The organism is Massilia scottii (assembly GCF_030846495.1).
In the GTDB taxonomy this organism is placed as follows: domain Bacteria; phylum Pseudomonadota; class Gammaproteobacteria; order Burkholderiales; family Burkholderiaceae_D; genus Telluria_A; species Telluria_A violaceinigra.
On record NZ_JAVCWM010000022.1, the window covers coordinates 76,227 to 101,900 of the forward strand.

The window sequence follows — 25,674 nt, forward strand, 5'->3', positions numbered from 1 at the left end:
GGCGCTAACATGTCGCGCCGGGCAAGACACTGCGCCACCGCAAGGACATTGCGGCCGCCTGCGCCTGCCGGAGCTTGGATTTCCCTTGACCGGAGGGTCGATGTTCAGCACGCAAACGCTTGCCAGCCGTCTTCTCTACACCATGCTGCCGTGGTACCTGTTGCTATCGGTGTGCATGACGCTGCTGCAGCTGGGGATCCAGTACGTCGCGGTCAGCCGTGCCATCGGCAGCGATCTGGCTTCTCTTGGGCGCACCGTGGAACCGGGCGCGGCGCAAGCGCTGTGGGAGCTCGATACCGCCCGCCTGACGGCCGTGGTGCGCGGCGTGCGCCAGAATGCCATCGTCACCGGCGTGCGGATCAGTAATGCGGATGGCGTAGAGCTGGTCGGCGACGGCGACCGTCCCGCCTTGCGCGCCAGTCCGACGGCCCCGGCATCGCACCAGTACCAGCACGACAAAATGCCCTTGCGCTACGTTGAACGCGACAACAAGCAGCGCCTGATCGGCTACCTCGAACTGTATGCCAACGGCGACGTGTTGTGGGATCGCCTCAAGTCGAGCTTCTTTGTCGTGCTGCTCAATTCTGTGCTCGGCAGCACTTTCTTGTGGCTCATCGTTTCCTGGACCATCAGCTATCGCCTGTCGCGCAGCGTGACCGAGGTGGCGCGCGGGGTCGCGCAATGGCGTGCCGCGCCCGGCGAGAGCCGGGCCGGGGCAATCTCCTACCCCTACCAGGATGAACTGGGGCAGCTGGTCGGCGCGCTGAACTACAGCCATGCGCAGCTCTATGATTCGATGCAACAACTGAAGGAGATCAACCAGAACCTGGAAAACAGCGTGGCCGAACGGACTTGCCAATTGCAGCAGGCCAAGGATGCCGCCGAGGCAGCCAACCTGGCAAAGGGGCAATTCCTGGCCAATATGAGCCATGAAATCCGTACCCCCATGAACGCGGTGCTGGGCATGCTGTACCTGGCCCTGAAAACCGACCCGGCGCCGGCGCTCCAGAATTACCTGGGCAAGGCGCAAAGCGCCGCGCTGTCGCTGCTGGGCATCATTAACGACATCCTCGACTTCGCCAAGATCGAAGCGGGCAAGCTCGACATTGAAAACATCCCGTTCACCCTCGACAGTGTCCTGCAGCAACTGACCGACGCGGTCGCGTACCAGGCCGAGCAAAAGGGGGTGGAATTTTTGATCCGTTACGACCCGGCCATGCCGGCCGAGCTGGTCGGCGACCCCTTGCGTCTCGGCCAAATCCTGCTGAACCTGTGCGGCAACGCGATCAAGTTTACCGAGCAGGGAGAGGTCGAACTGAGCTTTCGCGCGGTCGCCAGCACCGACAGCGACACCACCATCGAGATGGCGGTGCGCGACACCGGCATCGGCATGTCGCCGCAAGTGCAGCGCGAACTGTTCGCCAAGTTCACCCAGGCCGACCAGAGTACCACGCGGCGTTTCGGCGGCACCGGACTGGGCTTGGCCATCAGCAAGGAATTGGTCGAACTGATGGGCGGGCGCATCTGGATTGCGCATTCCGCGCCGGGCCAGGGCAGCACCTTGTGCTTCGAGCTCACCCTGGCGCGGGCCGTCCCCGCTGCGCAGGCGCCGGCGGCGCTGCTCGATCCGGTCGGCCCCTTGCTCAAGGGAATCCGGGTGCTGGTGGTCGACGACAGCGAATCCGCGCGCGACATCATGGCCGACATGCTGCGCTTCCTGCAGCTCGACGTGGCCGTGGCCGCGAACGGGGTGCAGGCGCTGGCCGCGCTGGCCGCCTCCAACGACAAGCCGTTCGACCTGGTGCTGATGGATTGGCGCATGCCCGGCATGAACGGCGACGAAGTGACGCGCCATCTGCGCGCCGACAGCCGCATCGCCTACGTGCCCAAGGTGGTCATGGTCACCGCCTATGGCCGCGAAGATGTGTTCCGGCTGGCGCAGCAAGCGGGCGTGGATGGTTTCCTGATCAAGCCTGTCTCGCCGTCGACCTTGCTCGATTCCGTGCTCTCGGTGCTGGGCCGCAAACGCATCCTGGACAATGACGAGCTGCGCCGCCCGGCCGTGCGCCTGCGCGCGTCAGGCTTGTCGGGTGCGCGCCTGTTGCTGGCCGAAGACAATGACATCAACCGTGAATTCGCCAGCGAACTGCTGCGCAGCGAGGGCATCCTGGTGGACGAGGCGGTCAATGGCCGGCAAGCCGTCGATATGGTGCGCACGGGCAATTACGACGGCGTGCTGATGGATATCCAGATGCCCGTGATGGATGGATTCGAGGCAGCGCGCGAGATCCGCGCCATGGCCGCCACGGCCGACGGCGCGCGCTTCGGCACGCTGCCCATCATCGCCATGACCGCCCTGGCGATGGCCCACGATGTGGTGCAGAGCCGCGCCGCCGGCATGAACGACCATGTGACCAAGCCGATCGCGCCCGAGCGCCTGATGGCCACCCTGGCGCATTGGGTCCGGCTGGCACCGCAGCGCGTTGTCGTGGGCCCGCCGGCGCCGGCGCCGGAACGGGCACCGCTGCGCTTTCCTCCCGATTTGCTCGCGCTCACCAGCCTTGATGTGCGTGAAGGCGTGCGCCGGATCGGCGGCAAGGCCGATGCCTACCGCAGGCAATTGCTGCGCTTTCGCGACAACTACGGCGACGCCGCCGCGCAACTGAAGGCCTTGCTGGCGCTACCCGATCATGAACCTGCAGACGCTTACTGCCACAGCCTGCTCGGCGTGACCGGCAATCTGGGCGCCACCGCCTTGTTTTCCCGGCTGGGCGCGATCAGCGGCAAACTCAAGAACGGCGCGCCGCCCGCCGCGGCCGACCTGGAATCGATGCACGGCTTGCTTGCCGCGCTGCTGGCCGACATCGACGGCATGGCCGCCGCGAATGCGCGCGCGAACGCGGACGCGGACGCCGCCGCACCGGCCTTGCCGGCCTTGCCGCATGCCTCCCTGATTGCCTTGCTCGACCAGCTGGCAAGCGCGCTCGACTACGATCTGGGGCGGGCCGAATCCTTGCTGGCGCAATTGCGCGCGAGCACGGTCGGCACCAGCGCCGCCGCCGCGATGGCCGAGATCGCCAGCTGTGCCGACGCCTTTGCGATCGAACAGGCGGTGGAACTGGCCCAGGCCCTGCGCCTGCGCCTGAGCCAGGCCAGCGACGACCATTCCATGCCGCCGCCGCACAGCGACGGCGCCCTCCGACAGGCGCAACCCGGAACCCATCCATGAGCCGATTCAGCCGACACCGCCCGCGTATTCTGATCGTCGACGACGTGCACGAAAATTTGCATCTCCTGATGAATATCCTGAGCGCGACCCACACGATGACGGCCGCCACCTCGGGCGAAAAGGCGCTCGAGCTGGCGCACCGCAGCCCGCAGCCGGAATTGATTCTGCTCGACATCAAAATGCCGGGCATGGATGGCTACACCGTCCTGTCGCGCCTGAAATCGGACCCGGCCACGACCCATATTCCCGTCATCTTCGTCACCGCCCTGGACGACGCGGCCGACGTCGCCAGCGGGCTGGAACTGGGCGTGGCCGACTACATCACCAAGCCGGTCGATCCGGAATTGCTGCTGCTGCGCGTGAGCACCCAGCTGACCTTGCAACGCTATCGCGAGGACGCGGGCCTGTTCGACAGCGAGCCCAGCGCCGATCCGGCCAGCGCGCCGACCCTGCTGCTGGTCGACGACGTGCCCCAGAACCTGCACGGGCTGCTCGAAGCATTGCGCGACGATTACCGCATCATGATCGCCGGTTCGGGCGTAAAAGCGCTCGAGCTGGTGCAGGGCGCGGCGCCGCCCGACCTGATTTTGCTGGACATTATGATGCCCGGCATGGGTGGCCTCGAGGTATGCCAGCACATCAAGTCGCTGCCCGAGCACAGCCGCATTCCGGTCATTTTCGTCACCGTGGCCGACAGGGCGCACGACAAGCTCAAGGGCTTCGAGCTGGGCGCGGCCGACTACATCACCAAGCCGTTCGACATCGAAGAAGTGCGCGCGCGGGTGCACACCCACCTTGAGCTGAGCCGGCTGCGGCGCCACCTCGAACGCGTGGTCGCCCAGCGTACCGCCCTGCTCCAGAAGAGCGAGGAGAAATACCGCATCCTGGCCGACTACTCGCCGAACTGGGAATACTGGCTGGGGCCGGACGGCAGCTATCTGTATGTCTCGCCCGCCTGCAGCGCGGTGTCGGGCTATGCGCCGGCCGACTTTTTTGCCGACCCGGGCTTGATGGAAAAGATCATCGATCCGGCCGATCTGGCGGGCTGGGCCGAGTTCGGGCCGGCCTGCGGCATGGACGAGATCGCGCCGTTCGCGTGCCGCATCCGCGCCCTGGACGGCAGCGAACGCTGGGTCGAGCATGTGGCAAGGCGGGTGCTCGACGCCGAGGGCACGCCGCGCGGCTGGCGCGGTTCGTATGCGAATATCACCCAGAGGCGGCAGGCCGAACAACAGCTCGATTTCGTCACCCACCGCGATCCCCTGACCGGCTTGTCGAATCGCGCCCTGTTCGGCGAGTTGCTGGTGCACGCCGTCAAGCAGGCCAGGCATGCGCAATCCGACTTTGCGCTGCTGTTCATCAACCTCGACAACTTCATGACGATCAATGAAAGTCTCGGACACAGCGCCGGCGACCGCTTGCTGACCGAGGTGGCCATGCGCCTGCGCGCGCTGTTGCCCGGGGTGGACGCGATCGCGCGCGTGGGCGGCGACGAATTCAATATCGTCCTCGAGCGCGAAGCGAACGCGCCCGGGGTCGACCTGGTCGCGCAGCGCATCATCGATGCCCTGTCCCTGCCATACCAGCTGGACGGCACCAGCGCCTACGTCGGCGCCAGCGTCGGCATCGCGCTGTTCCCGGCCGACGGCGGCGATGTGGAGACCTTGCAAAGCAGCGCGGCCGCGGCCCTGCATCAGGCCAAGGCCAAGGGACCCGGCGCCTTGCGCTTTTTCTCGCCGGAGATGAGCAGCCGCGCCAGGGACAGGCTGGGACTGGAGGCGGACTTGCGCGGCGCCCTCGAACGGCGCGAGTTTTCGCTGCACTACCAGCCCCAGGTGGATCTGCGCAGCGGCGAACTGATCGGCCTGGAAGCGCTGATCCGCTGGACCCATCCGGTGCGCGGCAATGTGGCGCCGGCCGCGTTTATCCCGCTGGCCGAGGAATGCGGCCTGATCGTCGAACTGGGCGACTGGGTCTTGAAAACGGCTTGCCACCAGATCCGGCGCTGGAGCGACGCCGGGCTGGCGCCGCGCCACACGGCGGTGAATATCTCGGCGGTGCAGCTCAGCAGCGGGCGCTTGCTCGATTCGGTCAGGCGCGCGCTCGACGACGCCGGCATCGCCCCGGAACAGCTGGAACTCGAAATCACCGAGAGCTTCGTGATGCTCGAGCGCGAGCTATCGTTCCAGTCGCTGGCCGACTTGCGCGCGCTCGGGGTGCGCCTGTCGATCGACGATTTCGGCACCGGCTACTCGTCGCTTGCCTATCTGCAGCAGCTCAAGGTCCACAAGCTCAAGATCGACATGTCCTTCGTGCGCGACATGATGAACAACAGCGGCAACGCGGCCATCGTGCGGGCCGTGATCGCGCTCGGGCAGAGCCTGGGGCTGGAAGTGATCGCCGAGGGCGTCGAAGAGGCCGGACAGGCGCGCTACCTGCGCGACCTGGGCTGCGACGTGATGCAGGGCTATCTGTTCAGCCGGCCGCTGGTGGGGGAGGACACCGGCGCCTTGCTCGCCGATTTCACGACACGGCATTTTACTTTTTAGGCGAGCTGTACGTCTGAATGCGCAGTTTGGCCTTGAGTTTTTTCACATCGCCCGACGCGATCAACAGGTCGACGATGGCGTTCATTTGTTCCACGGAAATGGGGCCATCTTTCCTGACCAGGTTCGACAGTTCGACTTGCGAGTCGTAGTAGTCGGCCACGATCACTTGCTCGCGCACCTTGGGGTCTTTCAGGTATTTCGCCATGATGACTTCGGGCACGATGCCGACATCGGCGCGATCGGCCAGCACGAAGCGGATGACCCCTTCGTTGGAGCCGAAGAGATAGACCTTGAAGTTTTCCTTGATATAGACTTCGTCGGGGTTGTTGTTGAATAACTGGTAGTGGTAGCCGCGTACCCCGGTCACGGTTTTTTCCTTCAGATTGTCGAACACCTTGTGTCCGCCGAAGCGGTTGTCGCGGCGCGCGAAATAGATGTCGCCGCTGGTGAAGATGGTCTTGGTTGCCAGCAAGCCGTGTTCCGGCTTGGTCCATAAAATGGTGCGCAAAGGATACACGTCGGCTTGCTTGTCGAGGAAGATGCGGTCGAGGCGCATGCGTGGATAGATGACCAGTTCGAAACGAAACTTGTCTTGCACCTCATTCATCCGGTTGACGAAATCGGCCAGGTCGCCGCTGGGCACCTTCCTGCTGTCCAGGTACATGAGCTGTGCCCAGGAATCGGTGGCGACGATCACCTTGATGCGGGCATGCGCGGCCCCGGCGGCGAGCGCCATGCACAAGGCCAGCAGGGAAGACTTCAGCAGCGTTATGGAATGGCTCACCTTGGACCCGCTAAAGGAGGAATTCTTGGCATAGCATACCGCGAAACAAGGTTTCATCCAATACAGTGCGCGCAGATCACGAAAGCGATTTGCCGTCCCTGGCCGCGACGCAGCGGCCGAGCGCGATTTGCCTCGGGGCGGTGTGCCTGTTCGCCCGCTTTAACGGTCTTGTACCATCGCCTGGATGACTTTCGCCATGCCGTCGACGACCTTGGCCATGCTGGCGTAGTCGAGTTTGTCCGGCGTATCGGTGCTGCGGTGATAGTGCGGGTAACGCATCGTCGCGGTATCGGTAATCATGACGGCGTCATAGCCCTCCTTGTTGTAGGAGGTGTGATCGGACCAGGTCACGCCCTTGACGAACGACGGCGCCGCCAGGGACTCGGCGGGGAAGCTGGACGCCTTGCGGAAGGCCGACACGGTCTTGCGCACCAGGCTTGATGAGCCGAGGGTGCCGACAAAGGCGATGAAATTGCCCTGGTCCGGGTAAAAGGCGGACACGCCGGGCGGATAGCGCTGGCTGTTTTTGGCGTTGGTGTAGTAGCCGATGGTTTCCAGGATCAGCGCCGCCTCGACGTGCTGGCCGCGCGCCTTGAGCGCCCTGGCGTGATGGCGGCTGCCCATGCCTTCGCCGCCGAAATAGGGCGGTTCTTCGTTGACGAACAGGACGAACCGCAGTTCGTTACCGGGAGCGGGGACGGCGCCCTTGAACATGCGCGCCAGTTCGACAACGGCGGCGCTGCCGCTGCCGTTGTCGTTGGCGCCCGGTGTGCCGGGCGCGGAATCGTAATGCGCGCCGACGATATAGATGCGCTCGGGCTGCTTGCCGGGAGCAATATTGGCGATCGATACTTCCAGATTGCGCACGCGGTGACCGTCATAGGTGTATTCGTCGCGCCGCACCGCGTAGCCCTGGGCGGCGAGGGTGGCTTCGAGATACAGGGCGGCTTTTTCAAGCGCGGCCGGGGTGCCAGTGTTGTGCTCGCTTGACGCGATCTGGCGCACGTGTCCGGCCAGGCGTGCGGGCAAGCCGGCTTCCGGCGCGGCATTGGCGGGACCGATCAGTGCGGCGGCGGCCACGGCGACGGTGGTGTTGAACAGCGTGCTCATACGAATGCGCATTGTGGCCCTGGATCGGTCGACAGAATGAATGGCCGTCCTCGGTATTGCGTCGCTCCTGCCAATGGCAGGAGCGACGAAGTCGTTGGCGGGCACGGTTTACTGCGGGGCGGTCCAGCCGCCGCCCAGCACGCGGTACAGCGTCACCTGGTTTTGCAGCCGCTGCAGGTTGGCCTGCACCGCCGCCTGTTCGGCGGAAAACAGCGAGCGCTGGGCGTCGAGCAGGTCGAGGTAGCTGGCCGCGCCGCTGCGGTAGCGCAGGTCCGACAGCTTGAAGCGCTCGGCCTCGGCCTGGGCCACCGAACGCTGGGCGCGCAGCTGCTCGCCGAACGTGGCCTGGCCCGCCAGCGCGTCCGACACTTCGCGGAACGCCGTCTGCACCGATTTTTCGTACTGCGCCACGGCGATGTCGCGCCCGGCCTTGGCGCTGCCCAGGTTGGCGTTGTTGCGGCCGTAGTCGAAGATCGGCAGCACCATCTGCGGCGCGAACGACCAGCCGTACGAGCCGCTCTTGAACAAGCCGCTCAGCTCATTGCTGGCGCTGCCGGCGCTGCCGGTGAGCGTGATGCGCGGGAAGAAAGCCGCGCGCGCCGCGCCGATGTTGGCGTTGGCGGCGATCAGCTGCTGTTCGGCGGCGCGGATGTCCGGGCGCACCGTCAGCAAGTCTGACGGCAAGCCGGCCGGCAGTTCGCCCAGCGCCATCGCCGCCAGGGTGGTGCTGGTGTCCGGCCCGGCCGGCAGGGTCTGGCCGACCAGCAAGGTCAGCAGATTGAGGTCTTGCGCGCGCTGGCGCTGTTGCTGCGCCAGCACCACGCGGGCGCCGTCGAGCAGCGACAGTCCCTGCTGCAGGTCGAGCTTGGAGACGACGCCGTTGTCGTACTTGAGCTGGATCAGCTTGAGCGATTCCTCGCGCGCGGCCAGGGTTTTTTGCGTCAGGCCCAGCAATTCTTCATCGGCCAGCAGGCTCAGATACGCGTTGGCGACCGAGGCGACCAGGCTGATGTGCGTGCTCTTGCGCGCTTCCTCGCTGGCCAGGTACTGGGCCAGGCCAGCGTCGCTCAGGCTGCGCACGCGGCCGAACAGGTCGAGCTCGAACGAGCTGACGCCAAACCCGGCCGTGTAGGTGCTGTTGATGCTGTCGTCCTTCCCCGGCACGCGGCTGCCGCTGACGCTGGCGTTGAGCGAAGGCAGGCGGTCGGCGCGGCGGATCTGGTACTGCGCGCGCGCCTGTTCGATGTTCAGGATCGCCACGCGCAGGTCGCGGTTGTTGGTCAGCGCCAGTTCGATCAGTTGCTTCAAGCGGGCATCGGCAAAGAAGCGCTGCCAGGCGATGCCGGATGCCGCTTCGGTGCTGGCGCTGCTCATTGCCGGCGCCGGGAAGGCGGGCGCGACCGGCGCGGCCGGACGCTCGTACCTGGGCGCCATCGACGCGCAGCCGGCCAGGACCAGGGGAAGGGCCAGCGCCAGGGGAGTGAGTCGTGTCATCAAGGTGCTCAGTTCATGCGTCATGTTTTACCTCTGCGATTGGCGCGGCGCCGTCTTCATGCGCGTATTTCTTGCGCTGGCGCTCGCTGCCCTTGAATAGTTTGCGCACCACCACGAAGAATACGGGGATGAAGAACACGCCCAGTGCGGTCGCGGTGATCATGCCGCCTGCCACGCCGGTACCGATGGCGCGCTGGCTGGCCGAACCGGCGCCAGTGGCGATCACCAGCGGCATCACGCCGAGGATAAAGGCGAACGAGGTCATCAGAATCGGACGGAAGCGCAGATGGCACGCTTCGATCGCCGCTTCCACCAGCGGTTTGCCCTGCGCCTGCAGGTCCTTGGCGAATTCGATGATCAGGACCGCGTTCTTCGCGCCCAGGCCGATGATGGTGATCAGGCCGACCTTGAAGTAGACGTCGTTGGGAAAGCCGCGTCCGCCGGCGGCGATCAGCGCGCCCAGCACGCCGAGCGGCACCACCAGCAGCACGGCGACCGGAATCGACCAGCTTTCGTACAGCGCGGCCAGGGCCAGGAAGACCGCCAGCAGGGCGAAGCCGAGCAGCACGAACACGGTCGAGCCGGACAGTTTTTCCTCGCGCGACTGGCCGGTCCATTCGAAGCCGAAGCCGGGCGGCAGTTCGGACGCGATGCGTTCCATTTCGGCCAGCGCGTCACCGGTGCTGCGGCCCGGAGCGGCGTCGCCGGCGATACGCATGGTCGGGTAGCCGTTGTAGCGCACGGTCTGCATCGGGCCGGTGATCCAGCGCGTCGTGGCGAACGAGGACAGCGGCACTTGCTGGCCCTTGTTGTTGACCGCGTTCAGTTTCAGCAGGTCTTCCGGCTGCATGCGGTCCTTGGCGTCGGCCTGGACCACCACGCGCTGCAGGCGCCCGGCGTTCGGGAAGTCGTTCACGTAGGACGAGCCGAGCGAGGTCGAAATGGCGGTGTTGATGGCGTCAAACGTCACGCCCTGGGCACTGGCCTTGTCGCGGTCGATGTCGAGCTGCACCTGCGGCGCATCTTCCAGGCCTTCCGGACGCACGCCGGCCAGGACCGGGCTCTTGCTGGCCGCGCCGAGCACCTGGCCGCGCGCCGCCAGCAAGGCTTCGCGTCCGAGTCCGGCACGGTCCTGCAGGCGGAACGAGAAGCCGGTGCTGCTGCCCAGTTCGGGAATTGGCGGCGGACTGATGGCGAAGATGAAGGCGTCGCGCACGCGGCTCATGCGGCCCGAAATGCGCCCGGCCACGTCGCTGGCGCTGTGGCCGGCGCCGCCGCGCTCTTTCCAGTTCTTGAGCGTGATGAAGCCGAGCGCCATGTTCTGGCCCGAACCCGAAAAGCTGAAGCCCTGCACGCCGACCATGCTGGCCACTTCCGGCTGCTTGAGGATGAAGTCTTCGGCCTCGCGCAGCGCCTTGCCGGTGCGTTCCAGGGTGGCGCCGGGCGGCAGCTGGAAGTTGGCGATGATGTAGCCCTGGTCTTCGTTGGGCAGGAAGGAGTTGGGCAGGCGCACGAACATCAGCGCGACCACGGCCACCAGCGCGGCGAACACGATCATCGAGCGGCCGGTGTGGCGCAAGGTGGTGGCGACCCAGCCTTCGTACTTCTTGGCGGTGCGCGTGAAGCCGCGGTTGAACCAGCCGAAGAAGCCTTTCTTGGCGTGGTTGTGACCCGCTTCGACAGGTTTCAGGAAGTGGGCGCACATGGCCGGCGTGAGCGAGAGCGCCATGAAAGCCGAGAACAGGATCGACGAGACCATCACCGCCGAGAACTGGCGGTAAATGTTACCGACCGCGCCGCCAAAGAAGGCCAGCGGCACGAACACCGACACCAGCACCACGGTCACGCCGATGATGGCGCCCGAAATCTGGCTCATCGCCTTGCGCGTCGCTTCCAGCGGCGGCAAGCCTTCTTCGCTCATGATGCGTTCGACGTTTTCGACCACCACGATGGCGTCATCGACGACGATACCGATCACCAGCACCATGCCGAACATGGTGAGCACGTTGATCGAAAAGCCCAGCGCCAGCAGGGTCGCGAGCGATCCGAGCAATGCCACCGGCACCACGATGGTGGGAATGATGGTGTAGCGGAAATTTTGCAGGAACAGATACATCACCAGGAACACCAGGATCACCGCTTCGACCAGGGTTTCCAGCACTTGCTTGATGGAGATCTCGACGAACGCCGAGCTGTCGAACGGGACCGCGTATTTCATCCCGGCCGGGAAGTATTTGGACAGTTCGTTCATGCGCGCGCGCACCAGCTTGGCCGTTTCCAGCGCATTCCCGCTCGGGGAGAGCTGGATGCCGATGCCGGTCGATGGCTTGCCGTTCAGGCGCGCCGAGGTGGAATAGCTCTGGCCGCCGATTTCGATGCGGGCCACGTCTTTCAGGCGCACGGTCGAGCCGTCCGGATTGGCGCGCAGCACGATATTGCCGAACTGCTCGACGCTGGCCAGCTGGCCGCTCACGACCACGGTGGCGGTAATGGCTTGTCCGCCGATGTTCGGCAAGTCGCCGATGGTGCCCGAGGCCACTTGCGCGTTCTGGGTGCGGATGGCGCTGTTCACATCGGCCGGCGACAGGTTGAAGCCGACCAGCTTGGCCGGATCGATCCAGATGCGCATGGCTTTTTCGGTACCGAACAACTGGGCCTGGCCCACGCCGCGGATACGCTGGATTTCCGGCAGCACCGTGCGCGAGGCGTAGTCGCCGAGCGCGATCGGGTCCCATTTCGGGTCATCCGACGAGAGGATGGTAAACAGCAGGAAGTTCGAGCGCGCCTTGTCCACGCGCACGCCTTGCTGCACCACCGCCTGCGGCAGGCGCGGGGTGGCGCGCCCCAAACGGTTCTGCACGTCGACCTGGGCCAGGTCGGCGTTGGTGCCGGTCTCGAAGCTGAGCGTGATGGTGCCGGTGCCGTTGGCCTGGCTGTTCGATTCCATGTAGATCAGGCCGGGCGAACCGTTCATCTCGCGTTCGATCACGCTGATGACGCTGTCCTCCAGGGTCTGGGCCGACGCGCCCGGGTAGGCGGTGGTGACCACGATCGCCGGTGGCGCCACGGTCGGGTACTGGGCGATCGGCAGCTGGGTGATCGCCACCGCGCCGACAACCATGATGAATAATGCGATCACCCACGCAAAAATGGGGCGGTCAATAAAGAAACGGGCCATGAAGTAATCCTGAGTAGATGTTTAACGTCCGGCGGCCGGAGCGGCGCTGGCTGCCGGCGCTGCACCGGCAGCCGGCGTGGCAGTCGGCGTCCATGGCACCGGCTTGACCGTCATGCCGGGCGCCTGCATCTTCTGGAAGCCGTCGACCACGACCTGTTCGCCCGGCTTGATGCCTTCGAGGACAATCCACTTGCCGTTCTGCTGGGACGCCACCTTGACCGGACGCGGGCCCGGTTTGCCGTCCGGACCGACGATGATGACCGTGTCGCCCTGGCTGCCGCGGGTGACGGCTTGCTGGGGAATGAGCATGCCGGCCGGCAGTTCCGCCTGCGACAGGCGCACGCGCACGTACTGGCCCGGCAGCAGCATGCCATCCTGGTTCGGCACTTCGGCGCGCAGGGTGACCTGGCCCGAGGTCGGATCGACGCTCACGTCGGAAAACAGCAGCTTGCCCTTGCCCGGCAGTTCGGAGCCGTCTTCCAGCAAGATCGACACCGGCAGCGATTCGGCGTTGCGCACCTTCAGGTTGGCCGACTTGCGCAGGCGCTGCAGGTCGGCGGCCGACTGGGTGAAGTTGACGTAGACGTTGTTGGTCTGCTGGATCAGGGCCAGCTGGGTCGCTTCGGTTGCGCTCACCAGCGCGCCTTCGGTGACCAGGGCGCGGCCGATACGGCCGGCGATCGGCGCCGTCACCCGGGTGTAGCCATTATTGATCTGGGCGATCTGCACCGCCGCCTTGGCCGCTGCCACGTCGGCCTCGGCCTGCTTCTGGGCGGCGACGACGTTGATGTATTCCTGCTTGCTGACCGCGTTCGCTTCCACCAGCGGCTTGTAGCGTTCGGCCTGGGCGGCGGCCTGGGTCAGGTTGGCCTGGGCCTTGCCGAGCGTGGCCTGGGCGCTCAGGAGCGAGGCGGCGTACGAGGCCGGATCGATCTGGAACAGTTCCTGGCCGGCCTTGACTTCGCTACCCTCTGTAAACAAGCGCTTGAGCACCACACCGTTCACGCGTGCCCGGACTTGCGCCACGCGGATCGGTTCGACCCGGCCCGGCAGTTCGGTTTGCAGGGCGACCGGTTCAAACCTGGCGGTGATCACCCCCACTTCCGGCGGCGGGCGCTGGGCACCGGCTCCGGGCGCAGCGTCTTTCTTGTCGCCGCAGGCCGATAACAAAGCCAGCGCTGCGAGCGTGCAGGCGGCGATCCGGGTCAGGGACGGGGAAGGGAGGAGGGTGTGGCGCATTACGTGTGCATCCTTTTAAGTAAGGGATGGGCTGTGTTTACATCCGCCGGAGGGGTGTAATTACAAACTTCATCGCGGGCTTCCTGATTTTGGAATATACTAACATGACTGTATGTTTAACGTTTGACACCCCCTGAAAGGGATTCGTTGCATGGTCCGCAGGACAAAGGAAGATGCGCTGGCGACGCGCGACAGCATCATGGATGCCGCCGAGCAGCTGTTCGTCGAGCAGGGTGTGTCGGGCACCACCTTGCAGCATATTGCGACGGCGGCTGGCGTGACGCGCGGTGCGATTTACTGGCATTTCGAGGACAAGGGCGCGCTGTTCAACGCCATGATGGAGCGCGCCACCATGCCGCTCGAATCGGCGATGCAGACGCTCGACTGCGCGGTCGGGGCCGACCCGCTGGGGCATTTGCGCAGCTATGCGCTGTGCGTGTTCGACCTGACCGTCAACGATCCGAAGGCGCGCCGGGTGTTCGAGATCGCCACGCTCAAGCTGGAGTATGTCGGTGAAATGTCGACCATGCGCGAGCGCCGCAGGCAGCATCGCGAGCATTTCATGGCCAGTGCCGAAAGGATCGTGAGGGAAGGGATCGCCCATGGCCGCTTAAAGGAAACGGTCAAGCCGCGTGCCGCGGCGCTGGGATTGTTCATTCTGATCGAGGGACTGGTGCGCGGCTGGCTGATCATGCCCGATTTCGACCTGGAGCAGCTGGGCGTGGAAATCGTCGATACGCATCTTGATTCTCTCCGCGCCTGACAACGATGGTTGTGACTTTCGGGATCGTGCTCCCGGAGCGGGCGGATGCATCCGCCCGCTCCGGGTAAGGGCGCTGCTTAACGCATGCCGGTAATGATCTGCTTCAGCTTGCCCGAATCGGCACAGAAGGCACGGATGCCTTCGGCCAGCTTCTCGGTCGCCATCGCATCTTCATTCATCATGAAGCGGAACGTTTTCTCGTCGATCGCGACCTTCTCGATCGACACCGCCGACGCCGTCGGGGTCAGCTTGCGCTCGACCGGCTCATTGCTGTCGGCCAGTTTTTGCAGCAGTTCCGGGCTGATGGTCAGCAGGTCGCAGCCGGCCAGTTCCAGGATCTGCGAGGTGTTGCGGAAGCTCGCGCCCATCACTTCGGTGGTGTAGCCGAACTTGCGGTAGTAGTTGTAAATGCGCTTGACCGACTGCACGCCCGGGTCTTCCGCGCCGGTGTATTCGAGGTCGTTGGCTTTCTTGAACCAGTCGTAGATGCGGCCGACGAACGGTGAAATGAGCTGCGCGCCCGCTTCGGCGCAGGCAATGGCCTGGGCCAGCGAAAACAGCAGCGTCATATTGCAGCGGATGCCTTCCTTCTGCAAGATCTCGGCGGCGCGGATGCCTTCCCAGGTCGAGGCGATCTTGATCAGCACGCGCTCGCGGCCGGCGCCGGCTTCTTCGTACAGGGCGATCAGTTCACGGCCCTTGGCGACGGTCGCTTCGGTATCGAACGACAGGCGCGCATCGATCTCGGTGGAGACGCGGCCCGGAATGATCTTGAGGATTTCCATGCCGAAGTCGACCAGCACGCGGTCGATCACGTCGCCGGTGGACAGGTCCGGAAAGTCGCGCACGGCTTTTTCGAGCAGGGGTTTGTATTCGGGCTTTTGCACCGCCTTGAGGATCAGCGACGGATTGGTGGTCGCGTCGCGCGGCGTGTACTGTTTGATCGACTGAAAATCGCCGGTGTCGGCAACGACCTTGGTGAATTGCTTGAGTTGTTCGAGTTGGTTCATGGTTGCGCTAACGGGTAAGGAGATCGAACCTTATTGTACAACCATGTACAGACTTGTCTATCCGATAAAGGAATCGAACTGCATGTCGAATTCCTGCAACGCCTTTTGGGCGTTCTGCATCTTCTTGCGGAACTCCGGCCCGCGCTGCAAGGCCAGCCCCACCGCCAGCACGTCGATCACCACCAGATAGGCCAGGCGCGCCGAAATCGGGGTGTACGGATCGATATTGAACACCAGGTCGATCGGAATGAGCACCGTGGCCATGTCGGCCAGCGGCGTGCCCGAGGGCGCCAGCACGATCACATCGGCCCCGCCGCGGCGCGCCAGCTTGGCCGAACGCACCAGCGCCGAGTTGTTGCCGCGCTGGGAAATGGCCACCACGGCGTCGCCCGCGTGCAGGAGCGAGGCGGCGATGCTGTGGATGGCCGGATCGGCGTAGGCCACGGTCGGCACGCCGGAGCGGAAGAACTTGTGCTGGGCGTCGGTGGCGACGATGCCGGACGTGCCCTGGCCGTAGAACTCGATTTTTTTCGCGCGCGACAAAATGTCGAGCGCGCGCTGGATCGCTTCGGGATTGAGGTTGTTGCGCAGGTCGAGCAGGGTGTTGATCGAGCGGCTGCAGATCTTGTTAACCAGGTCCGCCGCCAGGTCGTCCTGGGTCGGCTGCTCGTTGGCGCCGGGCAGGGCCAGGGCCAGGCCCTGGGCGAGTTTGAGCTTGAACTCATGCCAGCCGTCGTAGCCCAGGGTGCGGCAAAAGCGCACCACGGTCGGCTCGGACACCTGGGCGCTCTTGGCCAGCGCCGTGATGTTCTGGCTGACCGTGGCGGACGGCTGTTCAAGCACCGCCAGCGCGACTTTTTTCTCGGACTTTGAGAGCGAGTCGAGCTGGGTGCGAATGGAATCGAGTAGCACGGGTTCAGTCTTCAGGAAGCGGTGAAGCAGGGGTTTTGCGGTGCACTGCACCGCGCCTGCGGAACGGTCTGGCCATGCATGGCCAGACTCCTTGCGCTTTCATTCTTAGTCTTCCGGTAAAGCTTCTTCGCGCCACTGCAAGCCATCGCGTCCGATCAGGGCGCTGGCCGCGGCCGGACCCCAGGTGCCGGCGCTGTATGGAATCGGTACGCTGTCTTCCTGGTCCCAGTGGTCGAGGATCGGTTCGACCCATTCCCACGCCGCTTCCAGTTCGTCGCCGCGCATGAACAGGGTCAGTTGGCCGCGCAGCACGTCGAGCAGCAGGCGCTCGTAGGCATCCATGCGCGGGGTCTTGAACTGCTCGCGGAAATCGAGTTCGAGTTCGGCCTGTTTCAGGCGCATGCTGTCGCCCGGGGTCTTGGCCATGAGGTTGAGCGAGAGGCCTTCGTCCGGCTGCAGGCGGATCACCAGGCTGTTGGGCTGGAAGCTGCTGGTCGGCTGGTTGAAGATCGAGTGCGGGATCTGCTTGAAGCGCACCACGATTTCGGCCAGGCCGTCAGCCATGCGCTTGCCGGTGCGCAGATAGAAGGGCACGCCGGCCCAGCGCCAGGTATCGATTTCGGCCTTGATGGCGACGAAGGTTTCGGTGCGCGACTGCTGCGGCGCATCCGGTTCGTCGCGGTAGCTCGGCACGGCCTTGCCGTCGACGTGGCCGGCGCGGTATTGGCCGCGCACGATGTTTTGCGCCAGCGTGGTCGGGGTGAAGCGCTTGAGGGAGCGCAGCACCTGCAGCTTGGCGTCGCGCACGGCGTCGGGAGCGATCGAGGTGGGCGGTTCCATGGCGACGATACAGAGCAATTGCAGCAAGTGGTTTTGCAGCATGTCGCGCAGGGCGCCGGAGGTATCGTAGTAACCCATGCGGTTGCCCACGCCGATTTTTTCGGCGATGGTGATCTGCACGTCCGAAATCCATTCGCGGCGCCACAGCGGCTCGAACAGGATGTTCCCGAAGCGCAGGGCCAGCAGGTTCTGTACCGTTTCCTTGCCGAGGTAATGGTCGATGCGGTAGATCTGCGATTCGGCGAAGACCTTGCCGACTTCGGCGTTGATCTGCTTGGCCGATTCCAGGTCGCGCCCGAGCGGTTTTTCGAGCACCACGCGCGAGTTGGCGGTGGCAAGACCCGCGCTGGCCAGGTTGTCGCAGATTTGCGCGAACAGGTGCGGCGGCGTGGCCAGGTAGTAGACGCGGGTGATCTTGTCGTCGTTGCGCAGCGCTTCGACCAGGGCGCCGTAGGTGGAGGCGTCGGTGGCGTTGAGCGAGACGTAGACGATGCGCTTGACGAATTTGGCCCAGCCTTCCTCGACCAGCTTCTTGACGTGGGGTTTGGCGGTGCTTTCGACGGTTTGCAGGAATTCTTCTTGTGCGATGTCGTTGCGGCCGACGCAGATGATGCGGGCGGTCTGCGGCAGGTCATTGGCGACATCGCGCGCGTACATCGCAGGGAGCAGCTTGCGCATCGACAGATCGCCGCTGCCGCCAAAAAGAACGAGGTCAAAATCGGTAAGAGCCATAGTATGTGATCGCTGAAAGTAGGGGGCCGGAATGATGATGCCGCTAGTTGCCGCCGGCTGGCGCACGCATGGGAGCGCCTGCAGGGAAGGGTAGCGAAATTGGTTGTGTAAATTTACTACATATTTTAGTGGTTCGCAAGAAATTTTACTACGCAACGCGTCTGTTCAAACATACGGATGCCGCAAGGTCAGGGATCAGTGCGCTGATAATCTTTGAAGGAAGCGAACGTCGGGCCTTGATGAGGAACTGAAGCAACGCTGGAGGAAAGGGTGAGCGCACGGCTTACCGCACGGCTTACCGCCTCGTCTCCGGAGCACAGCCTTATTCAACCAACGTTCAGTCAGACATGTTATCGAATCGCATCGCCGACATGTTCCCTCATTTTGTGGAGGACTCATCATGGAAACGATCCACCAAGTCACGGCCGCCCTGGCCGCCCTGTTCGCCGCTGCGAGCGGCAGCGCACTGGCCCAGGACGACCACGCACAGTCGGGCTTCTGCGCGCCGACGACGAAGGCCACCCCCGTCCTGAGTACCAGCGATTTCGATGGCGACCGAACGGTGACGCGCAACGACCTGCGCATGCTCAGGCAGCAGGTCAGGTCGGGCCAGTACGTCGCCTTTTTCGACCGCAACGCCGATCATGTCCTCGACAGCAAGGATATCGCCATCGCGGTGGCCGAAACCGGGTCGCTCAGCACTGAACTCGACCGCCAGCTGGCCGCCGCCTATCGCGCCACAAAGGCCTACCGCAACATCCGCGCCGCCATCCACGACGGTTTCGTGCCGTGGACGCCGTCGTTCCACGGCCACGGCACGCATTGGGTCCAGCGTCCGGAAAAGGGGGCGCTGGGCTACGCTTTCGACCCTGGCGCGCCGGAAGGGCTCAATTACGATGCCAGGGGCCGCCTGTGGGCTGTTTTCTACTATTCCGGCCCATCGCCGACCCGCTTGAATGGGGAGAAATATCCGCCCGGCGACAGTTTCGTGCCGTTCGCGCACTTGTATGGTGAGGGATTTTCCGGCGAGCAGGACGTCTGGCACCATCACAACGGCGTTTGCTTCACAGGGCTGAACTACGAACACCCCACCCTGGCTGCGCGCAAGCTGTCGTTCCGGCAGGGCCTGAGCCCGAAACAGTGCCTGCCGGCCAGTGCCATCGCAAAAGGTTTGCCGGTCTCCCCCGATGTCAAATGGACGCCGCAATTCCACATGCTGCATGCCTGGATCTACGAGTTGAATCGTTGCGGCACCTTTGCCCATGCGCATCCGGATCTTGCACCGAGCTCCCCGCCGCTGGAAAGCAGCCTGCCGAAGGAGAACGTCGATCCGCAGAATCCGCATCCCGCCTATCCGTTTGCCCGGGGTACCATGTGCGCCTGGCTCGGCGAACTCGGTCAGGTGCCGCCGTTCTGTGTGCGGCAGAAGTAAGGATGTTGGCGGCGCGCGGGTATTGTCCGTTCACGTCAGCGGCAGGCGGATCGTAAACGTGGTTCCCTTGTCCTTGCCCGCGCTGGCCACCGACAAGGTGCCGCCATGCAGCTCCACCAGATGGCGCGCGATGTACAAGCCCAGTCCCAGCCCGGCCGCATTGGCGTGGCGCTGCAAATTGAACGCCCCGAACACATGCGGCAGATCGTCCGCCGCGATCCCCTGGCCGGAATCGGCCACGGCGATCTCCACCTGCTCGGCGCCCTGGCTGATATCGATGCGGATAGTCCCGCCGCGCGGCGTGAACTTGATCGCGTTGAACAGCAGGTTCCACAGCACCTGCTGCAAACGCCGGCCATCGGCCTCCAGCCGTACCAGGTCGCCATGGTCGTGCGGCGTCACCGCCAGCACGATCTCTTTTTCGCTGGCGTTGCCTTCCACCGTCAACAAGGCGTCGCGCAGCACCTGTCCCAGCACCACCGGCGTGCGCGCGATCGACATCTGCCCGGTCAGCGTGCGGGCGGCGTCGATCAGATCGTCGATCATGGCCGCCTCCTGGCCGATGTGCACGCGCATCGCCGTCAGGCCGCTCTCCACCTTCGCAGGCAGATCGGGCACGGTCTTGAGCAGCACCTCGATGCGCATCGACAGCGCCGACAGCGGCGTGCGCATTTCGTGCGATACCGTGGCCAGGAACAGATCGCGCGCGCGGTTGACGCGATTGAGTTCCTCGATGGTTTCGCGCTGGCGGTCGATCGATCCGGCCAGCGTTTGCAGCAGCGCGCCGTAGGTTGCCAGGCGCGCCTCCGACACCGGCGACTCAAGCCGTACTTCGCTCCACAGCGCATTGCCCGACACGCCCACCGCCGCGCCGATGCGCTCGCAAGCCATGGGCGAACTGAAATCGTTAAAACGCCAGCCGTACACCAGCACGCCGTACACCTGGCCGAACTGGGTCAGCGCCATGCTGCACACGCGCATGCCGTGAAAGCTGCCCTCTTCGGCGACGTCACCGGAAAACACGCGCGCGGCGATGCGTTTTTCCAGTATGGTGCCCGGACCGTCGTCGCACCACATGGCCGACGTGGCCAGCACGCGCGCGGTGGACGAGGCCACCAGCGGGCCCACCTGGCGCCAGCCGCGCACGTCGTACAGCGATACCGTCAGGCCGCTGGCCTGCGAAAACTGGGTCAGCGGGGTGACCCATTCATCCCAGTCGATGCCCGCGTCGCCGGCGACGGCCAGGTTGATCATGCCGGATTGTCGGTCGGCAGTTCGACCGAATCAGGCAGGCGCGTTCCGTGCGCCACGGCGTCTTCGATGAGAGGACTCTGGCGCGACGGCGAGCGCGAAAGCAGGCCGTAATACGAGGAGAACGGCAGCTGCGGCACCACGCCGGCCGGATCGGCATAGCCGTTTTCCTCGTCGAGCAGCTGCAAACCGCCTTCGGCGATCACGTATTCGCGCGTGATCTGGCGATTGCGGCTGCCGCGCACCTTGGGCACGGCGATGGCGCGCCGCAGCACGGTGGAGATTTCGACGTAGTTGAGCAAGATGATGTTGTCGACCAGGTGCGAGCCCTTGAGTTCTTCGCTGATCTGCGAAATGCCGAGCAGCTCGGGACTTTCGTAGTTGAAGAGGATGGTCGCCAGCCGGTTCTTGAAGAAGGTGGCCAGCGCATACAGGTAGTCGGCCACCTCGGAGGGGCTGGTCATTTCGTACACCGCGCACGAATCGAACACCACGCAGTCGATGCCTTTTTCCTCGACCAGCTTGATGATGCGGTCGAAGTGGATATCGAGTTCGAGTTCGAGCGGCGATTCGTAGTGGATGAACAGGTCGCCGCTGTCCATCAGAGCGGCCAGGTCGAAACCGAGGGTGGCGGCGTTGCGGATCAACTGGCGCGGGTGTTCGTCCAGGCTGACCAGCAGCGTCTTGTGGCCGGTGCTGATGGCGGCGGTGAGGAACTGCACGCTGAACACAGTCTTGCCGGTGCCCGAGATGCCGCTCACCATGGTGACCGAGCCGGCGTACAGGCCGCCGTCCATCATGTCGTCGATGGCTTTGGAGCCGGTCGAGACGCGCTCGTCGGAGGTTTGCTGGTCGTTCGTATTGACGGGACGCGACTGCGCGCGGCGGTAGATGTGCACCCCGCGTCCGGCTTCGATGCGCATGGTGTGGCTGCCGGCGATGAAGTCCTGGCCGCGCGACTTGAGCACCGTCAGGCGCCGGTGCACACGCCGGCGCTGCTCTTCGCGCGTGAGCGAGATGATGGTGTCGAACACGAAGCGCTCGTGCGACGGCACCGAGCCGAGGCTTTCGTCGCGTTCGGCGGTGACCATGGTGGTCACGCCCATGCGCGACAGGCCTTCGATCAGCAGGTGCACGTCTTCGCGGAAGGGTTTGTCGTGCACTTCGGCGTACAGGCGCATGGGCGTGAGGCCATCGATCAGCAGGCGCTTGGCGCCGATCGATTTGAGGGCGTCGGCAAAGGCGCCGTCGGCGTTGCGAAATTCGCTCAGCAGCACGGCGGGACTGGTCTGGATCACCTTGATCTTGCCGGCGTCGATCAGGCCTTGCAGATCCCAGTTGAAGCCGGCCGCGTCGCGCAGCAGCTTGGCCGTATCGAGTTCGAACGACACGATCGCGCCCGGCTCGTCGTACAGCGCCGCGCCGGCATAGATGAAGCCGAGACCGAGCGTGGTCTTGCCGGTGCCGGGCGCGCCTTCCACGATCAGGTTGTTTCCGCGCGGGATGCCCCCAAGCAGTACTTCGTCCAGTCCGGCGATGCCTGTTTTGACCAGCATGTTTAATTCTTTCTTCAATGTATTTTCTGCATTCTTAATTGCACGCCAGTTTATCACCGGGCATTGAATCGTTTCGTCACGCGTGGCATTTTGCCGTGCAGCGTTGTTCGCAGGTATATTACTCAGCAGAATCGATGACATTGGGAAGTGCATCGATCGCCCCGAAAGCGACTAACTCAATAGGATGCATATGAAATACTTGGTAATTGCAGCGGTTTTTTGCGCCGGACCGGCGTGTGCGGGCGGGTTAGACGACATGAAGGCGGCGCTGGCGCTGTTGCAGGGGCAGGGCACGCTGCGCGCGGCCTACGAGGTGCGCGAAACGCACACGGAGTTCGATGCCAAGCCGCTCAAGGGGCCGGAGACGGTGATGGCGGTGGCGCAGGTGATGGACGATCCGGCCGGGCTGGAGATCCGCTGGGACCGTGGACTGCTCAAGCGCGCGGCGGACGAGTCGAGCGTGGCGAAAGGGGCCAAGCGCAAGCAGGCGTTGTCGCAGCTGCTGGGGTCGAGTTCCGCGCCGCGCCTGGCGGTTGCGATGAATTATGCGCCACGCTTATTGCAGTCGCTGTCGATCAGCCAGTTCAAGTCGGAGCGCGCCGATACGTATCAGGGCAAGCCGGCCAGGCTGGTGGAGTTGGTGATGACGCCGCAGGAAGAGGTGAACCAGAACGTCAGCATCAAGGAAAACACCATCGAGGCGCGCTTCTGGCTCGGACCGGACGGGGTGCCACTGGCGGCGGTGACGAATCACACGATCAGGGCCAAGCTGATGGTGTTCATGTCGTACCAGAAGACGACGAAGGAAGAGTTTACGTTCGGGGTGGTGAATAACCGGCTGGTGGTGCTCAAGCGCGAGGTGCAGGGGAAGGAGAAGGGGCCGGGGACGGAGAATGAGTTCAAGAATTTGTATACGATGACGCCGAAGTTGTAGGCCGGCCGCAGTCCCCAGAGCTGTCGTTCCTGCCACTTGGCAGGAACGACAGTTTTTAAGCGAACGTAAAAGTTCAGATCACGGCTGGTACGCATTTTCCTCACGCCCAGCCACATCGACCCGCAGCGACAGCACTTGTCCATTCAACGGATAGCTCTCGCGCTCCGCATCCGGCCGTCCATGGCTGGCGCTGGTCACGTACAAGGTGCGCAGATCGTCGCCGCCGAACGCGATCATGGTCGGGCATTTCACCGGCAGCTTCACTTCGCGCAGCAGTTCGCCCGACGCCGCAAAGCGCAGCAAGCGCGCACCCTCGAACATCGCGCACCAGTACGCGCCTTCGCTGTCCACCGCGGCGCCATCGGGCCGCCCGCCGTAGTCGGCCGCCTTCTTATCGGCCGAAAACAGCTGGAACGTCTCGCGCGCCTTGGCCTCGCCGCTGGCCACATCGAAGCGATAGCGGTCGATCCTGTGCGAGGCGGTGTCGGCGTGATACATCGCGCCTGCGTCCGGCGTGAAACCGAGTCCGTTCGAATTCATCATTCCGCCCGACCATTTGAGACTGATCTTGCCCTTCTCAAGGCAAAACATCTGCGCCGCCTGCTGGTCGCGCGGCTCGTAGATGGTGCCGACCCAGAAGCGCCCGGCCGCATCGACCCGGCCATCGTTAAAGCGCGTGGTGGCGGTGTCGTACGGCGCGGCGGCGATGTCCGTCACCGTGCCGCTGGCCGTATCGAGGTGCACGAAGCCGGCCCGCGTTGCGACCACCAGGCCGCCGCCGGCGTGAATGGCCAGCGCCGCCGGTTCGCTCGCCATGCGCCACGAGCGGTGCGCGCCGCTGGCGGGATGCAGCGCGTGCACCGTGAAGCCGCCGATATCGACCCAGTACAAGGTCTGTTCGCCGGCATGCCACAGCGGGCATTCGCCCACCAGCATGGGCGTGCCGTGGACGACGGTAAAGGCGTCGGCGCCCATCACACCGCTGCCTTGGCCATGGCGATCAGGCCATTGGTGGAACTGTCGTGCAGCTCCGGCTGGGCGTCGCCGGTCAGTTCCTCCTCGATTTTCTTGGCCAGCACCTTGCCCAGTTCGACGCCCCACTGATCGAAGCTGTTCACGTCCCAGATCACGCCCTGCACGAAGGTCTTGTGCTCGTACAGCGCGATCAGGGCGCCGAGCGTGTACGGCTTGAGGTACTCCATCAGGATCGTGTTGCTCGGACGGTTGCCGGGGAAGGTCTTGTGCGGCGCCAGCGTTTCGATTTCGGCCAGCGACAGTCCCTGCGACTGCAAATCGATACGCACTTCATCGATGGTTTTGCCGCGCATGAACGCTTCGGACTGCGCAAAGCAGTTCGCCAGCAGCGCGGCGTGGTGGTTTTCCAGTTCGTGCGCGGGACGCAGCGCGGCGATGAAGTCGATCGGCGTGACGTCGCTGCCCTGGTGCAGCAGCTGGAAGTAGGCGTGCTGGCCGTTGGTGCCGCAATCGCCCCAGATCACCGGGCAGGTCGGGGTGTCGACCGGCTGGCCGCCCTTGGTCACGCGCTTGCCGTTGCTCTCCATGTCGAGCTGCTGCAGGTAGGCCGGGAAGCGGTTCAGGTCCTGATGATACGGCGCGATCGACACCGAGCCGCAGCCGAGGAACTGGCGGTTCCAGAAGCCCACCAGCGCAAGCAGCACCGGCATGTTCGACGCCAAAGGCGCCTGCTGGAAGTGCTGGTCCATCGCGTGCGCGCCGGCCAGCAGATCGCTGAAGTGGCCGAAACCGATTGCCAGCGCCACCGACAGGCCGATCGCCGACCATACCGAATAGCGCCCGCCGACCCAGTCCCAGAACGGGAACATATTGGCCGGGTCGATGCCGAAGGTCTTGATCGCTTCGGTGTTGGTGGAGACGGCGACGAAGTGGCGCGCCAGCGCGTCTTCCGGCGCGTGCTGCAGGAACCAGGCGCGCGCGGTCTGCGCGTTCATCATCGTTTCGGTGGTGGTGAAGGTCTTGGAGGCGATGATGAACAGGGTCGTTTCGGGATTGACCTTGCCCAGCGCGGCGTCCATGTCGTGACCGTCGACGTTGGAGACGAAATGCATGGTCAGGCGCGGGTGCGCGTATTGACGCAGCGCCAGGCACACCATTTTCGGTCCCAGGTCGGAGCCGCCGATGCCGATGTTGACGATGTCGGTGATGGGTTTTCCGCTGTGGCCAAGCCAGGTGCCGGCGCGCACGGCGTCGGTGAAGATGCGGACCCGGTCGAGCACCGCGTGGACATCGGCATTGACGTCCTGGCCGTCGACCACGAGCGCGGTGCCGCGCGGCGCGCGCAGGGCGGTGTGCAGCACGGCGCGCCGTTCGGTCAGGTTGATGCGCTCGCCGGAGAACATGGCGTCGCGCTGGGTTTCGACGCCGCGTTCCTGCGCCAGCTCGACCAGCAGTTCAAGCGTGCGCCCGTCAAGCCGGTTTTTTGAATAGTCTAGGAACAAACCCGCCGCATCGACAGTCAGTTTGGGGAAGCGTTGCGGGTCGGCGGCGAACAGGCCGCGCAATTCCCAGTCTTCGGCTTCGATCGCGTGCGTTTCGAGGGCCTGGAAGCTGGCGGTGGAGGTAAGGGCAGGCTGGCGCATTGGTGCTCGCTGTTCGTTTGGTTAAGATCGGGTGCCGGCCGCG

Annotated in this window: 17 protein-coding genes; 5 read left to right on the forward strand and 12 right to left on the reverse strand. The window is 64.5% G+C overall.

All coding sequences use genetic code 11. The features are described from left to right. Window positions 1-100: 100 nt before the first annotated feature. Window positions 101-3,229: a response regulator gene (locus RBA41_RS24950; protein WP_306626931.1), complete on the forward strand. Its 3,129-nt coding sequence runs from the start codon at window positions 101-103 to the stop codon at window positions 3,227-3,229. After that, window positions 3,226-5,778, forward strand: a complete 2,553-nt coding sequence (locus RBA41_RS24955) for an EAL domain-containing protein (protein ID WP_306626932.1) — start codon at window positions 3,226-3,228, stop codon at window positions 5,776-5,778. The genes RBA41_RS24950 and RBA41_RS24955 overlap by 4 nt, the downstream gene beginning before the upstream one ends. On the opposite strand, the gene RBA41_RS24960 is transcribed toward RBA41_RS24955, so the two are convergent. The 5 genes from RBA41_RS24960 to RBA41_RS24980 all read right to left on the reverse strand — a co-directional run bounded on the left by RBA41_RS24960 (window position 5,768) and on the right by RBA41_RS24980 (window position 13,583). Then, window positions 5,768-6,562: a substrate-binding periplasmic protein gene (locus RBA41_RS24960; RefSeq protein ID WP_306626933.1), complete on the reverse strand. Its 795-nt coding sequence runs from the start codon at window positions 6,560-6,562 to the stop codon at window positions 5,768-5,770. The two genes, RBA41_RS24955 and RBA41_RS24960, sit on opposite strands and share 11 nt — an antisense overlap. Window positions 6,563-6,721: 159 nt before the next feature. Beyond that, window positions 6,722-7,672, reverse strand: coding sequence for a M28 family peptidase (locus RBA41_RS24965; RefSeq protein WP_306626934.1), 951 nt, complete (start codon window positions 7,670-7,672; stop codon window positions 6,722-6,724). A 108-nt stretch (window positions 7,673-7,780) separates the two neighbouring features. Then, window positions 7,781-9,166: an efflux transporter outer membrane subunit gene (locus RBA41_RS24970; protein WP_306626935.1), complete on the reverse strand. Its 1,386-nt coding sequence runs from the start codon at window positions 9,164-9,166 to the stop codon at window positions 7,781-7,783. Window positions 9,167-9,179: 13 nt separating this feature from the next. Continuing rightward, a complete protein-coding gene (locus tag RBA41_RS24975) occupies window positions 9,180-12,344 on the reverse strand; it encodes an efflux RND transporter permease subunit (RefSeq protein WP_306626936.1) in 3,165 nt (1,054 codons plus the stop codon). Between the two features lie 21 nt (window positions 12,345-12,365). Continuing rightward, entirely contained in the window at window positions 12,366-13,583 is a 1,218-nt protein-coding gene (locus RBA41_RS24980) for an efflux RND transporter periplasmic adaptor subunit (RefSeq protein ID WP_306626937.1), read from the reverse strand. Window positions 13,584-13,734: 151 nt separating this feature from the next. On the opposite strand from RBA41_RS24980, the gene RBA41_RS24985 reads away from it, so the two are divergent. Continuing rightward, entirely contained in the window at window positions 13,735-14,346 is a 612-nt protein-coding gene (locus RBA41_RS24985; RefSeq protein ID WP_306626938.1) for a TetR family transcriptional regulator, read from the forward strand. A 77-nt stretch (window positions 14,347-14,423) separates the two neighbouring features. Here the strand turns inward: RBA41_RS24985 and tal are convergent, their stop codons facing one another. From tal to zwf, 3 genes are all read right to left on the reverse strand, one after another. Then, on the reverse strand, window positions 14,424-15,356 hold the full coding sequence (gene tal / locus RBA41_RS24990) for a transaldolase (protein ID WP_306626939.1): 933 nt from the start codon (window positions 15,354-15,356) through the stop codon (window positions 14,424-14,426). A gap of 57 nt (window positions 15,357-15,413) precedes the next feature. Continuing rightward, complete coding sequence (locus tag RBA41_RS24995) at window positions 15,414-16,268, reverse strand: SIS domain-containing protein (protein WP_099875690.1); 855 nt, start codon at window positions 16,266-16,268, stop codon at window positions 15,414-15,416. A 105-nt stretch (window positions 16,269-16,373) separates the two neighbouring features. Beyond that, window positions 16,374-17,840 carry a glucose-6-phosphate dehydrogenase gene (gene zwf, locus RBA41_RS25000; RefSeq protein ID WP_099875691.1) on the reverse strand — a complete coding sequence of 489 codons (1,467 nt, stop codon included), beginning with the start codon at window positions 17,838-17,840 and terminating at the stop codon, window positions 16,374-16,376. Window positions 17,841-18,240: 400 nt separating this feature from the next. Here zwf and RBA41_RS25005 point away from each other — a divergent pair, with 400 nt between their 5' ends. Further along, window positions 18,241-19,272, forward strand: coding sequence for a hypothetical protein (locus RBA41_RS25005; protein ID WP_306626940.1), 1,032 nt, complete (start codon window positions 18,241-18,243; stop codon window positions 19,270-19,272). A 30-nt stretch (window positions 19,273-19,302) separates the two neighbouring features. Here the strand turns inward: RBA41_RS25005 and RBA41_RS25010 are convergent, their stop codons facing one another. Together RBA41_RS25010 and RBA41_RS25015 are read right to left on the reverse strand one after the other, a co-directional pair. Continuing rightward, window positions 19,303-20,526, reverse strand: a complete 1,224-nt coding sequence (locus RBA41_RS25010; protein WP_306626941.1) for a sensor histidine kinase — start codon at window positions 20,524-20,526, stop codon at window positions 19,303-19,305. Next, window positions 20,523-22,079 carry an ATPase domain-containing protein gene (locus RBA41_RS25015; RefSeq protein WP_306626942.1) on the reverse strand — a complete coding sequence of 519 codons (1,557 nt, stop codon included), beginning with the start codon at window positions 22,077-22,079 and terminating at the stop codon, window positions 20,523-20,525. Before RBA41_RS25015 ends, RBA41_RS25010 begins: the two co-directional genes overlap by 4 nt. A 256-nt stretch (window positions 22,080-22,335) precedes the next feature. On the opposite strand from RBA41_RS25015, the gene RBA41_RS25020 reads away from it, so the two are divergent. Next, window positions 22,336-23,013, forward strand: coding sequence for a hypothetical protein (locus RBA41_RS25020; protein WP_306626943.1), 678 nt, complete (start codon window positions 22,336-22,338; stop codon window positions 23,011-23,013). 78 nt (window positions 23,014-23,091) lie between these two features. On the opposite strand, the gene RBA41_RS25025 is transcribed toward RBA41_RS25020, so the two are convergent. Together RBA41_RS25025 and pgi are read right to left on the reverse strand one after the other, a co-directional pair. Next, complete coding sequence (locus tag RBA41_RS25025) at window positions 23,092-23,988, reverse strand: SMP-30/gluconolactonase/LRE family protein (protein ID WP_306626961.1); 897 nt, start codon at window positions 23,986-23,988, stop codon at window positions 23,092-23,094. Further along, on the reverse strand, window positions 23,988-25,631 hold the full coding sequence (gene pgi, locus RBA41_RS25030) for a glucose-6-phosphate isomerase (protein ID WP_306626944.1): 1,644 nt from the start codon (window positions 25,629-25,631) through the stop codon (window positions 23,988-23,990). The genes RBA41_RS25025 and pgi overlap by 1 nt, the downstream gene beginning before the upstream one ends. Window positions 25,632-25,674 lie beyond the last annotated feature (43 nt).

Excerpts from the sequence above, each read along its gene's own strand:
- RBA41_RS24950 (WP_306626931.1), top strand. The coding sequence starts at position 101 with ATGTTCAGCACGCAAACGCTTGCCAGCCGTCTTCTCTACACCATGCTG.
- RBA41_RS24955 (WP_306626932.1), top strand. The coding sequence starts at position 3,226 with ATGAGCCGATTCAGCCGACACCGCCCGCGTATTCTGATCGTCGACGAC.
- RBA41_RS24965 (WP_306626934.1), bottom strand. The coding sequence starts at position 7,672 with ATGAGCACGCTGTTCAACACCACCGTCGCCGTGGCCGCCGCCGCACTG.
- RBA41_RS24970 (WP_306626935.1), bottom strand. The coding sequence starts at position 9,166 with ATGACACGACTCACTCCCCTGGCGCTGGCCCTTCCCCTGGTCCTGGCC.
- RBA41_RS24975 (WP_306626936.1), bottom strand. The coding sequence starts at position 12,344 with ATGGCCCGTTTCTTTATTGACCGCCCCATTTTTGCGTGGGTGATCGCA.
- RBA41_RS24980 (WP_306626937.1), bottom strand. The coding sequence starts at position 13,583 with ATGCGCCACACCCTCCTCCCTTCCCCGTCCCTGACCCGGATCGCCGCC.
- RBA41_RS24985 (WP_306626938.1), top strand. The coding sequence starts at position 13,735 with ATGGTCCGCAGGACAAAGGAAGATGCGCTGGCGACGCGCGACAGCATC.
- tal (WP_306626939.1), bottom strand. The coding sequence starts at position 15,356 with ATGAACCAACTCGAACAACTCAAGCAATTCACCAAGGTCGTTGCCGAC.
- zwf (WP_099875691.1), bottom strand. The coding sequence starts at position 17,840 with ATGGCTCTTACCGATTTTGACCTCGTTCTTTTTGGCGGCAGCGGCGAT.
- RBA41_RS25005 (WP_306626940.1), top strand. The coding sequence starts at position 18,241 with ATGGAAACGATCCACCAAGTCACGGCCGCCCTGGCCGCCCTGTTCGCC.
- RBA41_RS25010 (WP_306626941.1), bottom strand. The coding sequence starts at position 20,526 with ATGATCAACCTGGCCGTCGCCGGCGACGCGGGCATCGACTGGGATGAA.
- RBA41_RS25015 (WP_306626942.1), bottom strand. The coding sequence starts at position 22,079 with ATGCTGGTCAAAACAGGCATCGCCGGACTGGACGAAGTACTGCTTGGG.
- RBA41_RS25020 (WP_306626943.1), top strand. The coding sequence starts at position 22,336 with ATGAAGGCGGCGCTGGCGCTGTTGCAGGGGCAGGGCACGCTGCGCGCG.
- RBA41_RS25025 (WP_306626961.1), bottom strand. The coding sequence starts at position 23,988 with ATGGGCGCCGACGCCTTTACCGTCGTCCACGGCACGCCCATGCTGGTG.
- pgi (WP_306626944.1), bottom strand. The coding sequence starts at position 25,631 with ATGCGCCAGCCTGCCCTTACCTCCACCGCCAGCTTCCAGGCCCTCGAA.